Origin of the sequence: Pseudomonas sp. N40(2020) (genome assembly GCF_014472415.1) — a bacterium.
In the GTDB taxonomy this organism is placed as follows: domain Bacteria; phylum Pseudomonadota; class Gammaproteobacteria; order Pseudomonadales; family Pseudomonadaceae; genus Aquipseudomonas.
This window is the reverse complement of sequence record NZ_JACSZV010000001.1, coordinates 239,549-254,279: the sequence shown is the minus strand read 5'-3', so window position 1 is coordinate 254,279 and position 14,731 is coordinate 239,549. Positions and strand designations below refer to the sequence as shown.

8 protein-coding genes are annotated in these 14,731 nt (G+C 57.4%); 1 reads left to right on the top strand and 7 read right to left on the bottom strand.

Going from position 1 to position 14,731, the window contains the following annotated elements:
- Positions 1–3 precede the first annotated feature (3 nt).
- Complete coding sequence (gene fahA, locus IAI51_RS01280; RefSeq protein ID WP_187676827.1) at positions 4–1,308, bottom strand: fumarylacetoacetase; 1,305 nt, start codon at positions 1,306–1,308, stop codon at positions 4–6.
- Between the two features lie 3 nt (positions 1,309–1,311).
- Positions 1,312–2,616 carry a homogentisate 1,2-dioxygenase gene (gene hmgA, locus IAI51_RS01275; protein WP_187676826.1) on the bottom strand — a complete coding sequence of 435 codons (1,305 nt, stop codon included), beginning with the start codon at positions 2,614–2,616 and terminating at the stop codon, positions 1,312–1,314.
- Positions 2,617–2,781: 165 nt separating this feature from the next.
- Between hmgA and IAI51_RS01270 the strand changes: the two genes are divergently transcribed.
- A complete protein-coding gene (locus IAI51_RS01270) occupies positions 2,782–3,570 on the top strand; it encodes an IclR family transcriptional regulator (protein WP_187676825.1) in 789 nt (262 codons plus the stop codon).
- Positions 3,571–3,598: 28 nt separating this feature from the next.
- On the opposite strand, the gene IAI51_RS01265 is transcribed toward IAI51_RS01270, so the two are convergent.
- The 5 genes from IAI51_RS01265 to IAI51_RS01245 all read right to left on the bottom strand — a co-directional run bounded on the left by IAI51_RS01265 (position 3,599) and on the right by IAI51_RS01245 (position 14,696).
- Complete coding sequence (locus IAI51_RS01265) at positions 3,599–7,093, bottom strand: dermonecrotic toxin domain-containing protein (protein WP_187676824.1); 3,495 nt, start codon at positions 7,091–7,093, stop codon at positions 3,599–3,601.
- A gap of 288 nt (positions 7,094–7,381) precedes the next feature.
- Entirely contained in the window at positions 7,382–9,937 is a 2,556-nt protein-coding gene (locus tag IAI51_RS01260; RefSeq protein ID WP_187676823.1) for a LuxR C-terminal-related transcriptional regulator, read from the bottom strand.
- 139 nt (positions 9,938–10,076) lie between these two features.
- Complete coding sequence (locus IAI51_RS01255) at positions 10,077–11,444, bottom strand: DUF1329 domain-containing protein (protein ID WP_187676822.1); 1,368 nt, start codon at positions 11,442–11,444, stop codon at positions 10,077–10,079.
- A gap of 23 nt (positions 11,445–11,467) precedes the next feature.
- Positions 11,468–13,261, bottom strand: coding sequence for a DUF1302 domain-containing protein (locus IAI51_RS01250; RefSeq protein ID WP_187676821.1), 1,794 nt, complete (start codon positions 13,259–13,261; stop codon positions 11,468–11,470).
- A 523-nt stretch (positions 13,262–13,784) separates the two neighbouring features.
- The gene (locus tag IAI51_RS01245) at positions 13,785–14,696 is read right to left on the bottom strand and encodes an SDR family oxidoreductase (RefSeq protein ID WP_187676820.1); all 912 of its coding nucleotides are present in this window, start codon (positions 14,694–14,696) and stop codon (positions 13,785–13,787) included.
- Positions 14,697–14,731: the final 35 nt, after the last annotated feature.

The window sequence follows — 14,731 nt, the reverse complement described above, 5'->3', positions numbered from 1 at the left end:
CTGTCAGCGCGCCGCCAGCACTTTGCCGCGGCATTCGCCGAAGCCGATGGAGGCAAAACCGTCGCGGGCGCAGCGTGCGCGCAGGATGATTTCGTCACCGTCCTCAAGGAATTTACGCACCTCGCCGGACGCCAGTTCGATCGGCTTTTTGCCGCCCTCGGTGATTTCCAGCAGGCTGCCGAACTGACCGCTCTCTGGGCCGGACAAAGTGCCCGAACCGAATAGATCGCCGGCCTGCAACTGGCAGCCGTTGACGCTGTGGTGCGCGACCATTTGCGCCACGGTCCAGTACATGTAGCGGGTGTTGCTCAGGGTCAGGCGATGGGCTGGCAGATTCTGTTCGCGCATACGCTCGGTGAGCAGCAGCACTTCCAGTTCGATGTCGAAGGCGCCGCCATCCTGATCGCGCTTGTCGAACAGATACGGCAGCGGCTGCGGATCACCTTCAGGACGCGCCGGTTGTGCTGTGCGGAATGGCTGCAGCGCTTCGGCGGTGACCACCCACGGCGAGATGCTGGTGAGGAAACTCTTGGACAGGAAAGGCCCCAGCGGCTGGTATTCCCAGGCCTGGATATCGCGGGCCGACCAGTCATTGAGCAGGCAGAAACCGGCGATGTGTTCGGCGGCATCACCGATGGCAATAGACTCGCCCATCTCGTTGCCCTGCCCGATCCAGATCCCCAACTCCAGCTCGTAGTCCAGACGCGCGCAAGGGCCGAAGGTCGGCTCGCTCGCACCCGCCGGCAAGGTTTGGCCTTTCGGGCGACGCACGTCGGTGCCGGACGCGCGCACGGTGGAGGCGCGACCGTGATAACCGATCGGCACATGCTTGTAATTAGGCAGCAACGGGTTGTCGGGGCGGAACAGTTTGCCGACGTTCTGCGCATGCTCAATGCCGACGTAGAAGTCGGTGTAGTCGCTGATGCGCGCCGGCAAATGCAACTGGCAATCGGCGGCCAACGGCAGCAGTTTTGCGCCTTGAGCTTCGATGTTGCCGCGCAGGGTGCTGCCTTCGCTGAACAGTTCCAGCAGACGTTCGCGCAAGGCCACACGCGCCTCACGACCGAGCTCGAAGAACGCGTTCAGCTGACCGCCGTGCATGGCTTCCACCGCCGTGCGCGCGACGCCGTCGAACAGACCGGCCTCAAGTGCTACTTGCAGATCGAAGATGTGTTCGCCAATCGCCACGCCACTGCGCGGCTCGGAGCCCTCAACGCTGAACACGCCCAACGGCAGGTTCTGCAACGGAAAATCGGCGTGGCCGTTGGCCGAAGCGACCCAACTGCGGGTGATGGAATTCTGAGTCATGGGTTATCTCCGGGTCGGGTCGAACGTGGCGGGCAGCGTGGCCCAGCAGGCGTCGTAAGTAGATTGCAGTTGCGGGCAGTCGAGGGCAAAACGGCTTGGGCGCAGCACCTGACTGGTCTCGAACATGAAGGCCATGGTGTTGTCGATTTTCGCCGGTTTGAGATCGGCGTTGATCGCTTTGGTACAGGTCTCGCCATCCGGGCCGTGGGCGCTCATGCAGCTGTGCAACGAGGCGCCGCCGGGCACGAAACCTTCGGCCTTGGCGTCGTATTCGCCCTGGATCAGGCCCATGAATTCGTTCATCAGGTTGCGGTGGAACCACGGCGGACGGAAGGTGTTCTCGGCCACCATCCAGCGCGGCGGGAAGATCACAAAGTCGAGGTTGGCCAGACCGTGCACGCTGGTCGGCGAGGTCAACACGGTGAAGATCGACGGGTCCGGGTGATCGAAACTGACCGTGCCGATGGTGTTGAAGCGGCGCAGATCATATTTGTAGGGCACGTTGTTGCCGTGCCAAGCGACCACGTTCAGCGGCGAGTGATTGAGTTCGGTGGCCCACAATTGGCCGAGGAATTTCTGCACCAGCGTGGTGGGTTGTTGCAGGTTTTCGTAGGCGGCGACCGGTGTCAGGAAGTCGCGCGGATTGGCCAGACCGTTGCTGCCGATCGGCCCCAGATCCGGCAGGCGCAGCGGTGCGCCATGGTTCTCGGCGATGTAGCCGCGCGCCTGCGGATCGAGCAGTTCGACGCGGAATTTCAAACCGCGCGGCAGCACGACGATCTCCAGCGGCGCCACTTCCAGCACACCCAGTTCAGTAGCGATGCGCAGACGCCCGAGTTGCGGCACCAGCAGCAGTTCGCCGTCGGCGTTGAAAAACACACGCTCCATCGAGCGGTTGGCGGCGTAGTTGTAGATGCTGATCCCGGCGGGTTTTTCAGCACCGGCGTTGGCCGCCATGCTCACCAGGCCGTCGATGAAATCGGTCGGCTCGCTCGGGATGTCCAAAGGGTTCCAACGCAGGCGATTGGGGGTCACTTCACCCAACGGGCCGCCCGCCAGTTGCCGCTCCAGTTTGACGAACGCCGGGTGATTGGCCGACGGCTGAATCCGGTACATCCAGGTGCGCCGCGCTTCACTGCGGGTCATGGTGAACGCAGTGCCGGAGAACAATTCGGTATAGAGGCCGTACGGGGCTTTTTGCGGGGAATTCTGACCAACAGGCAGCGCGCCGGGCAACGCTTCAGAGCTGAATTCGTTGCCGAAACCGGACTGATAAGCCAGCGTCGACGCGGTTGAATCGAGGTTCATGGAGCCTCCTGAACAGGGAGTCGGCAGTGGCCCATCGCTCTGGCTCAGAGGTTTCGGCACGCCGGGGTTGTTATTATCGTAATTCGATTACGCATAACGTAATTTGCTCGCTATCCAGCGTCAAGCTATAAAGACGCCCATTCGTTTTCGGATCCCGGCAGCACCATGGAAAAAACCAGCGACAGCAACGGCAAACAGAAAGTCCGCTCCGCCGAAGTCGGCACCGACATCCTCAAGGCCCTGGCCCAGTTGTCGCCCGCCACTTCGCTGTCGCGTCTGGCCGAACATGTGCAGATGCCGGCGAGCAAAGTGCATCGTTATCTGCAAGCGTTGATCGCCTCGGGTTTTGCCGAACAAAACCCCGCCACCAACCATTACGGCCTCGGCCGTGAAGCGCTGCGCGTGGGCCTGGCCGCCCTCAACAGTATGGACGTGCTGAAAATCGCCGCCCTGCCGCTGGCCGAATTGCGCGATGAACTCAACGAAACCTGCTTCCTGGCGGTGTGGGGCAATCAGGGTGCGACCGTGGTGCACATCGAACCGGCCGTGCGTGCGGTGACGGTGGTGACGCAATTGGGCTCGGTGCTGCCGCTGCTCAGTTCCTCGACCGGACTGGTGTTCAGCGCCTATCTGCCACATCGGGAAACAGACGAATTGCGCGAGCAGGAAATCGCCGTCGCCGACCATCCGCTGGCCGATGAAACGGTTTACGCAACCTTGTGTGAACAGATCCGCGAACGCGGCCTGCATCATGTGCATGGTTTGTTGATGCCGGGCGTGGATGCCTTGTCGGCGCCGGTGTTCAACGCCGTTGGACAAGTCGCTGCGGTGCTGACCATCGTCGGCCCGACCTCGTTGTTCCACGCTGACGAAAACGGCCCGGCGGCGCAGCGGTTGTTGGCTGCGACGCGGGCCGTGAGTTGGCGGATGGGGTTCGAGACGCCAGCGTCCTGAAAGTCTAGCCGGCGCTTCGATTACTGGATCAACCGATCAGTCGGGTAGTGCTTTCCACTCTGTGAGGCGCAACGGCGACTGCGGTCACATAGCTGATGCCGACGGGGACACCGGTTACATCCGAGAGCAGGTCTGCATAATCCTTGATCTGAGACAGTAGTCCGTACGCGCTGACAGAGTTGCCGACGCCGGAGATCTTGCCGATATAAAACATGATGGCCGCCCTCCAGGCACTGGCAAAGTGAGCATTGGCTGCTTCCTTATCGCCGTCCAGTGAGGCCGAAATCCCCTCAACGATCGTATAGGCGATTCGCAGCACACTCACCACTGCCCCTACCGGAGGCACAAACAACGAGACAACATCCAAAGCGATACCAATCAATATCTTGGCATCGACCCAGACCGCCTCCCAGGTGCTGGTGGTTTGATAATCCACGTCAGCCATGAAGCGCCCGATCATGGCGGTGTACTCGTGTTTGAACTCGTTGCCAACCCCATACGCGTTGTACAGCACGGGCGGCCGTTCGCGTGTGCCCCCGCTTTTGTACTTATCTGTCAGTTGTTTGACAGCCTTTTGATCTTTAAGACTGACCATTCGTAAAACATGGCCTTTAAAGGCGGAATCTTCAAGCCGCGCCGACAACTGTTCGACAGGGAAGAAATCATTCCCGTCATGGGTACCCGGCGCATAGACAACAGACTGCAGCCGCCCGTTAAATTTGCGACTAAAGATGTAAGCGCCGTGAATTTTCCTGCCTTCCAAGGTGAAATGATAAACGCCCTCCTCCGGCACGGATTGAGCGCCTACTGTGTATAAATCAGTGCCGGGAGTATTTCTATCAAGACTATCGATAAGCGTTTTCAGCCAACTGAAATCCTCATTGGATATCGTGCGCCTGATTTTCTGGGCCAGGGCTGCTGTGAGCATTTCGTTCTGCTTCAGCTCTCGGTAAAAAACTTCCTTCAGAGCACGACGCGGGCTCCAGATAAATTGTTGATTGAGATACTCCTCGTAACGTTCACCGGGTTTCAGATCAATAAGATCATTGATGACCTGTTCATTTAATGCTCGTGGTACCGAACCGGTGAATTTGGCAGTTCGAAGGTAATCTCTTAACTCACCTATCGCTATGGAGACTCCTGGAACGACGGCACCCACAATTTTTTCAAAAATCGTAACGTCACTACGCCAGGTCTGCCACTGGATGAACAGATTGGTGAGCGTCATTTCTGGAACATTATGAATTTTGACCCTTACATTTTCCGGATCGAAGTTAGAAACGTTATTTCCCTTTCGATCCCAGTACTGGGCGAACGCCTTCATCACCAGATCACGAGCAAACTCCTTGAAAGGCACGATTTTCAGATCATCTTTTGCAATGCTCTGAATAGCCTTGAATTCTGTATGCAATCGAACGGATAACCCTTGCTCCTCCACCGAGGCTGTCCTGAACCACTGAGGTGTGTAGGCTTCAATTTGCTTCGCTTCCCAACTGAGGATATTTTTCACCGCATTTTCCAACGGGTAATCTTCAGTTGTGAACGGGAACTCAAAGCTCGATTGGCCAATCCATCGTAGAGTCCAACTATCCCCTGTGACTTCAGCCACCATTCTGTTTACATCGGACAGAACGGCCTGACCCTTCAAATACTCCCAACTTTTATCGTCCTGGACCCATGCTAATAATTCATTCCTTAACTGATTTATATTGGAAAACTCAAACCACTCCTGTCCGGATGGAAACCCTGGCGCATACAACACGATGAAGTTTTCTCGATCAAGCTTCTTTGCAAAATACCTCACGTCCTTGAACGCTTGATATTTCGCACCGAGCTTGATCTCCCCGGACATAAAAGACAGATCACCAAAGTTATAGCGGTTGACCATGTCATTGGCACGCGAGCTCACATGCTTTTGCAGAACCGCGCTAAATATCGACAGCGCCGTCCTCTTGCCTTGAACTTCTCGAAGAGCGTCGAAAACTTCACGTTTAGAGTAGACCGCTTGCCGCGCGTCGTTATACCGGTTACGCACATTCAGCGAAATGATCGAATTGATCAGATTGGAAGGCGTAAACTTTGGATTATACGGCTGATTTTCTACAGCAATCTCGTATTGACCTTCTCGATCATGCACGCCGTACATGAACGCCTGAGTAAGCGTCTTGCGCTCCTTTGTCTCAATCTGTTGGCCATTCGTTACTTTCAACACATGTCGGATATTGACGAAGATGCTATCGGGGTCAATCCGAACGTCCTTACCCGGCGAAATGAATTCTTCCACCTCATTTTTTGCAAAGTCCTTGAGCGATGCGAACCCCTTGGTTACTTCATGGTATTGAACCTCGCTTTCAAGCAGGCGCTGTTGCAATGCCTCATAAATTTCCTGATTCGTCGAACCGGCATTTTTTAACCAGACCGGCCACCGGTTTCTTTGCGCTTGGCGCAGAAGTACTGCCTGGCGAGCCTTCGCCAGGCGAGGAATGTCCGGTAGAGACTGTGCAGACGCCACCGACGCAACAACCGAAACAAAATCCGAATCCGGATCTGCGAACCGAGCCAGCTGTTTCACAACATCAGCGCAAGATTTCTCAATCCCGTTATCGCTGATGCGTGCAAACAGATCGGCCTCAACTTTCAAATAACGAAATTCAGGCGCGGTCGGGAAATTTTCCCGCTCATTGATCGCGAGCGTCTGCAAGAACACCTCACGACTGTCACCTGACATCAAGCGTTGTTCCAGCGTCTGATGCAACTGAGCAGAGGAAGAGAATTTTTCGACGCCATGGGTCGGGGAGTAGAGCACTATCGCCGTATCGGCCCGAGGAACAAGTTCATCCTTGACAGGCGCTTCGAGCGGGATGGCGAACATAGAACGTTGCTCGCGATAAGCGTCCCCTCGATGGCCGATAAAGACGCTATACCACTCCCCACGCGAACCCGGTTGAACCATGTAATGGATACGCTGAATCTCGGCCCGGCTGATACCGCCCTCATCAAAAAGCACTTCAAGTTCATTCAGAAAGAGATGGGTTTGAAGTCCGCTCAGGGTCATTTTCCTCGGAATGGAAAACCGCCCCTTACTTTCTTCTTTTCCCGCCCAGTACTCTTGCAGCGCCGCAACATAGTAGTCTGGCAATGTTCGAAACAGATGTACCAGTAACTCCTCCACAGAGGCCAGAGAGACCGCAGGGTATAGATTTCGAGTATCGGTTGAAAGTGGGCGATCATAAATCGCGTAATACTGCGCATCGTACGTCGGTGCCCTGCCACGCTGTAGGCAGTCATACAAAACGTGAAATAAACCTCCTACCGGCTCCATTTGCTTCGGTTTGACATTGCCACGAACATTGATGTGAACAAGACGTTCATCGATCCCTGGCGCGAACTCTCCAAGTGCACGTTTCAAACAGGCACGTAAAATAAAATCAAATGCAGGTACGCCCTTCAAGTGATCCGACAGTGCGGTCAGTGCCTCACCCAATCTGCCGAACCCAGATTCCTCAAGACTACGAACTTCCATTTCGAAACACCTTATCAGTTTGACACTTACAAATATCCGAATGACATTTGCTTCGCTAATTCAAACTAAACCGGGCACTTCTCGAAAAGATACTCAGAATACTTTTCCAATCTTGTATACGACCAAAACCAAACACTCAGAATAAATAATACAAATTAATTATTTTTTCATACCGACACCACCAGCAACTATAACCCGCCTGCCACCAGACCTTGACGCTTACATTCAGTCTTCTTTATTACAAAGAGCGAACCCACTCCTTTCTAAAAATTACATGTAACAAAAACACTACAACACCATACCCATTGACTTGGCACACGCCACCGCCTGAGTTCGTCGTGCGACACCTAACTTTCCATGTATGCGTCTGGCGTGAGTCTTTACCGTATGTAGAGAAATAAACAACTGATCCGCAATTTGTTGATTTGAATATCCCTTGGCGATCAGACCTAAAACTTCCAACTCGCGGAGACTGAGCAGACCGCTATCAATCAGTTTCCTGGCACTGGGCGAATCTACGACCTTGTTATTCAGTTCTTTCAACAAATCAGGTTGACGCAGTTTCAGTTCACGTAACGCCTGATGCAAACCATGGTGACTGGCCATTTCCAGCCCCTTCTGTAAGTAACGCCGCGCCGAAGGCTGATCGCCTAGAATAAAGGCAGCCTCGGCCAACACCAGATGAAGGTCGGTTTCCAGCCAAAGCATTTTGCGTTGATGTGCCGCCTCCAACAAAAGCTGGAGACGACCGATCGGATTGAGCGCCGTGCGCAGCCCAACTTGTGCAAGGATCAGCAAATACTCAACCCGCGGAATCAGCTCAAGTGTCGCCGGCGGTGCCTGCAAGGCATCCGATCCTTGATAGTGTCGCAGCAGACGTGTCATGGCCTCGCATGCCAGCTCGGGACGTCCTTGCTGCAACCAGAACAGGCTGCTGACCTGTAACAGCACACCGCGATAAACCGTTTCCGGAATCTGCCTTTGCTGCATCAAACGCTCCGCATCACGCAGCCATACGAACGCCTTTTGATAATCTGCCTCGTTGGCAGCCAGTTGCGCCAGTCCCAGATAACCATACAAAACCCGCTTGTCTTGATTGCGCTTGCAATCGTCCAGCCCCGACTGAAAAAACGCAGCCGCCGAGGCATCCAGCCCCTGACTCAGCGCAAGGCGCCCGCGACGCAAGGCAATCCGTCCCAGCAAAGGGCTCAGCCGGTTCGGCTGCCGGGTGAGCAAATCATGCACGCCGGCCAGCAGACTCTCAGCCCGAGGTGCCGCGCCGCGCTGCTCGAGCAATTGTCCGTGATCGAGTTCAAGTAGTGCTTCGAAAACCAGCGAGCCTTGCGCCCGCGCCAGACATAGCGCCTGGCGATTCAGCGCGTGGGCCAGATCCAGCTCCCCGCGCAACAGAGCCTGCTGGGTCAACCCTGACAGACACATCACCCGAGCGATCCAGTGCTCGAGATCAAGTACCTCCAGCGCTTGCGAAAAGTGTTCATGAGCGGCCTCCATCCGCCCTTCCAAATGCAATAACCAGCCTTGCGACGTTTGCCAACGCGCAATCAACTGCCGCTCAAGCGCTGGCGAAGGCTGCGGCATGAACCGCCCCAGGTGCCCGATGCATTTCGCTGCCTGTTCGAAACGACCGGCAAAGAGCAACGCAGCGGTAATCAGCCCGACCAGTTGCGGAGTGCTCAGGGTCAACTCCACACCTTGTTGCTCGTGCAATTGCACCAATAACACGACCGTTTGCTCTTCAAACAACTGCTCGAAGCTGAAGTGCTGCAGCAGGCTGACTGCGGCTTCATATTCCTCTGCCAATAACGCCTGTTCAAATGCCGAGCGCCAATCCCGTGCGGCACTGAACCACTGACAGGCCCGTCGATGCCATGTACGGCGCGACGGCCAATGTTCCTCGCGCACGACGCGAGACAGCGGCGGAAAAATGTGCGACCAGTCCGCAGAATCATTCCAGGGCTCAATAAAGCAGCCAAGCATTTGCAATGTGCGCAGGTGTACAGCCCCCTCCCCGGCGCCGAACAAGTGCTCGCACAGTTGAGCATTGAAGCGCGGCATTTGTGCGAGCACGCGCCAGACTTCGGTCTGTTCCGGCGTGAGGCCACTAAAGAGTTCATGTCGCAGGTAGTCGAGCAGCGTATCGACGCGTTGCTGTGGTTCAGTTGACTGCGACCAATCGCATTTGCGCAACAGCGCCATGCGGACCCCGGCGCACCAGCCTGCAGTTCGCTGGTAGATTCGCGCGGACAGGTCGCTTGCCTGCTCGGCGGGCAAGTGCTTCAGCGCATGGGCAATTTCTGCTTGCGTGAGCGCAAGCGTCGGGCTTTCGCACTCGTACAGTTCATCATCGAGCAGCAGGCGTGGCCAGTTGCATTGCGGGCGTCTACGCGTGCCGATCCACCAGACACACGCGGGACTGCTGACCGTCAATAACCGATCAAGCAACGCGTCCAGCGCTGGATCCGGCAGGCGGCAGTAGTCATCGATAAACAGCCAGGTCGGCCTCGACCAGCGACTCAGCGCAGCGACCAGAGCGGACTCCGTTGTTTCGGCCAGCCCCAGCGCCTGCGCCAGTCGCAGACAAAATTCACTGGTACTCAATGCCGCGCCTGCCAACGGCAACCAGCCGACCTCGCAGCGTGGCGGCGCCTGTAGCAGGCACTCGGCAAGCAGCGCACTCTTGCCACTGCCCGCAGGAGCGCAGATCAGCCTGACCCGTGCCATCGACTCAAGCAACGGCTCGCTCAATCGCGAGCGTGCCTGATGATGGGCGGACAGTCTGGGCAGAAATCCGGGGCGATCCAGACACGGCGTCATGGCGGTCATCGGTTGAACCTTTTTATAGTTGTTGGCTCACCCTAGCCCTCTCCAAACCGCTTGTTGATAAGTATTCAGCACGCTGATTGGCGGCCATAAAAAAGGCGACCCTGCGGTCGCCTTTTGTTCAGTCGATGTATCCGAAACGTTACCGCACCCCCTCGGCACGCAGGGCCGATGGCGTGTAGTCGGCAGCCTTGGCTTCGAAGCCGAATTCGAAGCTGTGCTTCTCTTCGTTCTTCATCCCCAGGGCAATGTATCGGCCGGCGATGATGTCGTAGAGCGCTTCGAGGGTGTAGGCCTGAGCCTGGTGATCGTAGTAGTACTGAGCGTGACCTTCGGCGACGCGCCACAGTTGCCCGCGACCGTCGTAGTGGTCGGCGAGCGCCACTTGCCAGCTGTCCTCGTCGATGTACATGTGGCGCTTGGCGTAGATGTGTCGCTCGCTCGGCTTGACCGTGCCGATCACTTCCCAGACCCGGTGCAATTCATAGCGGGTCAGATCCTGATTGATGTGCCCGGCCTTGACGATGTCGTCATATTTCAACTTCGGCGAATCGAGTTTGTAGCTGTTGTAGGGAATGTACATTTCCTTCTTGCCGACCAGTTTCCAGTCGTAGCGATCCGGTGCTCCGGAGAACATGTCGAAGTTGTCCGACGTACGCAGGCCATCAGCGGCGGTGCCCGGGCCGTCATATGCGACTTGCGGAGCGCGGCGTACACGGCGCTGACCGGCGTTGTAGATCCACGCCAGACGCGGTTCTTTCACTTGATCGAGGGTTTCGTGCACCAACAGCACGTTGCCGGCCAGCCGTGCCGGCGCGGTGACCGACTGCTTGAAGAAGGTCAGCACGTTGGCGGCTTTTTCCGGATCGATATCCTTCATCAGTTGCGGCACGGCGATCTCTTCTTCGAAGCGGATCGGCGTGTAGCTGCCGTTGGTTTGCGGCGTGACCTGGGTGATGATTCGGCGCAGATTGCCGCCGTGGTATCGGGTGATGTGGTTCCACAACACCTCGACGCCATTCTTCGGAATCGGGAAAGCGTAATAGCGATTACCGGTGAAATTGGCGAGGCCGTTGCCGTCGTTGATGCTGGTAACGTTGAGTGCGCTGCGCTTGGCCGACTCGTAGATTTCCGGCGGCACGGCGACGGTGCGGTGGGTCGGATAGACCGGGATCTTGTAGGTTTGCGGGTAGCGTTTGAACATGGCTACCTGGCCGTCGGAAAGCTTGCTCTTGTACTGGTCGACGTTGGCTGCGGTAATGGTGAACAACGGTTTTTCACTGGCGAACGGGTCCGCGAGAAAACCTTTGCTGTCCACCGCCCCGGCGTTTTTCGGGATGCCACCGGTCCACGCCGGGATCGAACCGTCAGCGTTGCCGGCCTTCTCGGCGCCGAGCGGGGTCAGGCTGGTGCCGAGTTTGTTTGCCTCATCCGGCGACACTGCCGCCATCACGTTGGCCGCCAACAGACTCAGGGCCAGCACACCGCATTGCAGAATCATTTTGCGCATTGCTTTCATCCTTCTCGGGCAGATCAGAAGTTCACGCCGAAGCTCAGGGCCACGAAGTCACGGTCTTCGAGGACGTTGTAATCGCCGCCGAAAAAGTCGGTGTAACTGAGGCTCGCGGTGTAGGTGTTGCGGTAATCGGCATCGACGCCGACGCTGATCGCTTTCGCACCTTCGTTGAACAGGCCGTTGGGGCCGTAACCGGCGACGTCATGCGACCACGACAGGTTGGGTTTGAGGTTGATCCCGCCAATCACGTTGGCGTAATCGAGGATCGCCCGGGCGCGGTAGCCCCACGAAGTCGAGGTGACGAAGCCGTCGGTATCGCCACCGAAACCGTACTGGCCGTACACCGAGTCCCGGCCGTAACGCAGCTTGCTGCGAGACTCCAGACCACCGACCCGCACCACCGCTGCCTCACCGACCAGAGTCAGGCGTTGAGCCCCCCACACCTGATCGAAAAAGTGCGTGAGAGTGCTCTGGATCTGTGTAACCTCTTTACGGCGATAACCCTTGTTGTCGGCACCGGGGGAAGTCGAAAGGGGCGAGGCGGCGCCGCCGGCAATCGGGTTGAGGAGCGCCAGCGTCAGATCGTTGGTGCTGACCTGCACCGGGGCGTTTGGCCGGTAGCTGATCTCGCCGGTCCATGCCGTTCCGGTGGGCAATGTGGTGGAGAAGCTCGCACCGTACAGACGAATGTCTTCCGGATATTCGAGGTAGTACTGACCGCGCCCGAGCATCACGCTCTGCGCCAGTCCGGAACCGCTGCCGGGCGCAAGACCGTTGGCAATGCCGACCATGCCCGGCAACGCCGCCAGGGTCGAAAGCCCTGCGGTGGTGGTGCCCACTGTTGGCGTGCGGCTGTGGTAGTTCATGAAGTACAGGCCGTACTCGGTGTCGTCACCCAGCCAGCGCAACGCGGTGCCCCACTGCCCGGAATCCCGCGCATCACGGTCGCCGCCACGGGGGATCACCACGCCTTCGCGGGTGACTTGAATGCCCTGACCAAATGCCGTGGTCAACGGCACCAACGGCGCAATCGCCGGATTGCCGACGGTGTAGCCGCTGTTGCAACCGTCCGCCGCTACATCGACGCCGAAGAACGTGCCGCAGTTGTCGAGAACCGTCTGGTCCCATTCCAGTTGATAGAAGCCTTCGACGGTCAACTGATCAGTCAGGCCTTGCGAGCCGAACAGCATGTTCACCGGAATCAGGCCTTCCTTGATCTCCGCGCCGGGACGCCGGAACGCCGAGACGTCGATCGGGTTGATGCTGTTGATCGAGTTGCCGATGAAAGTACTTTCGCCCCAACTGACCACTTGTTTGCCGGCGCGTACGGTGCCCGGCAGATCGCCGATGGAATAGTTGTGATAGACGAACGCATCGAGAATCTGCGCGCCGGACGACTTGGCGCCTTCCTTGCGGCCCTTGTCGCTGATCTGTTTGAACTCGCGGTCTTCGTCCTTGAGTTCGAAGTCGTACCAGTACTTGCCACGCACGAACACACCGGTGTCGCCGTACTTCAGTTCTAGGTCGTGAATGCCTTTGACGATTTTCGAAAAGGTCTCGCCCTTCTTGAAGTTCAAGCGCCCGTCATCACCGGTCGAGGATTGCCCGGTACCACCGTTGACCGTGCCGACCAGCGACTTGTCGGCATCGCGCATGCCCCAACTCGCCCCCACCGACAGCGACGAATCGAACGTGCCCTCGATTTCCCCGATGTTGAACGAAACCGCCTGCGCCTGGGCACAGCAACCCAGAGCCACCGCGGCTGCCAGCGCCTGCGGTGTGAAGATGGCGCGCATTGTTGTTTTTGTCATGCGTCTTCCCCGGTGAGTGAAAGAAGGCCCCACCCTACTGCCGGGCGACCGGGTCGATAAGCGCACCAAGGAGGTATTTGCGTTGTCGCTCGAAAGGATGAATGGCTTTGCGGGGCGGGGCTTTGCGCGGGTCATGAGTCGGCTGGATAGTTGATCATCAGCGCAACGCATGGTGCGAGGCACTGTTGCATGCCCCGTAACAGTGCATGTCCGGAATCGCTATTTTTCCTACAGGTTTGAATCCGTATTCTGAGCGGGCTTTCACGGGATACGCCGCAAAGCCCCCAGCCTTGGCTACTGAGTAAATCAGGCCATTGCTGACAGATTTCAGATCAATCGAAGGTGTTCGGTTGATCACCCCGGTGTTCACTGACGTTGATTTGTAGCTCCTTGATCCAACGTCTTACCTTGCCCGCTGCGTTTGCAGCGGCCTTTTTTATGGGTGATGGATTTTGCCGGGAAGGGAGATTTTAGCGGGGAGATGGCAGGGCTCGACTGAGCCCTGTCGGTTGCTGCGCAGAAATCAGAGCGAATACTTCTGCAAATTCGCCATCATTTCCTTCAGCGCTTCAATGTTGTCCTGCGGATGCGCCGCGCCTTCGAAATCACAAATCTGTTGCCAATGCGCCGCCACATCTTCCGGCGAAAATCCAATCCGTGGATCAAACCCGGCGCCGAGGCTGCGCTCCCAGCGCACTTTGCCCATCCAGCCGCCGCCGACTTCGAACAGGCCCGAGGTTTCCTGGCAGTTTTCGCTAGCCAGGTACAACACCAGCGGGCTGACCAGTTCCGGCTTCAGTTGCTCGAACACTTGCGGCGGGATCAGGCCTTCGGTCATACGCGTGCCGCCGGTTGGCGCGATGGCGTTGACCAGGATGTTGTTCTTGCGGCCTTCGATGGCCAGCGTACGGGTCAAACCGTAGAGGCCAAGTTTGGCCATGCCGTAGTTGGACTGGCCGAAGTTGCCGTAGATGCCGGAGGTCGACGCGGTGAAGATCACACGACCGTAGTTTTGCTCGCGAAGGTGCGGCCATGCGGCGCGAGTGACTTTGTAGGCACCTTCGACGTGGACGCGGTAAACCAGATCCCAGTCCGCGTCGTCCATCTTGTGGAAGGTCTTGTCGCGCAGGATCCCGGCGTTGTTGACGACTACGTCGACACGGCCGAAGACGTCGAGAGCGTTCTGTACGAGTTTGTCGCCGTCGGTGACCGAGTCGTGGTTGGCTTCGGCGATGCCGCCGGCTTCGCGAATTTCCGCGACCACCCGGTCGGCCGCAGAAGCGTTGGCGCCTTCGCCCTGAGTGGAGCCGCCGAGGTCATTGACCAGCACTTTGGCGCCCTGTCTGGCGAACAACAATGCGTGTGCGCGTCCGAGGCCACCACCGGCTCCGGTGACGATTACGACTTTATCTTCGAAACGCACAGACTCATTCATCACGGCAACTCCAGCAGGCCCAGGGACAGTTCTCC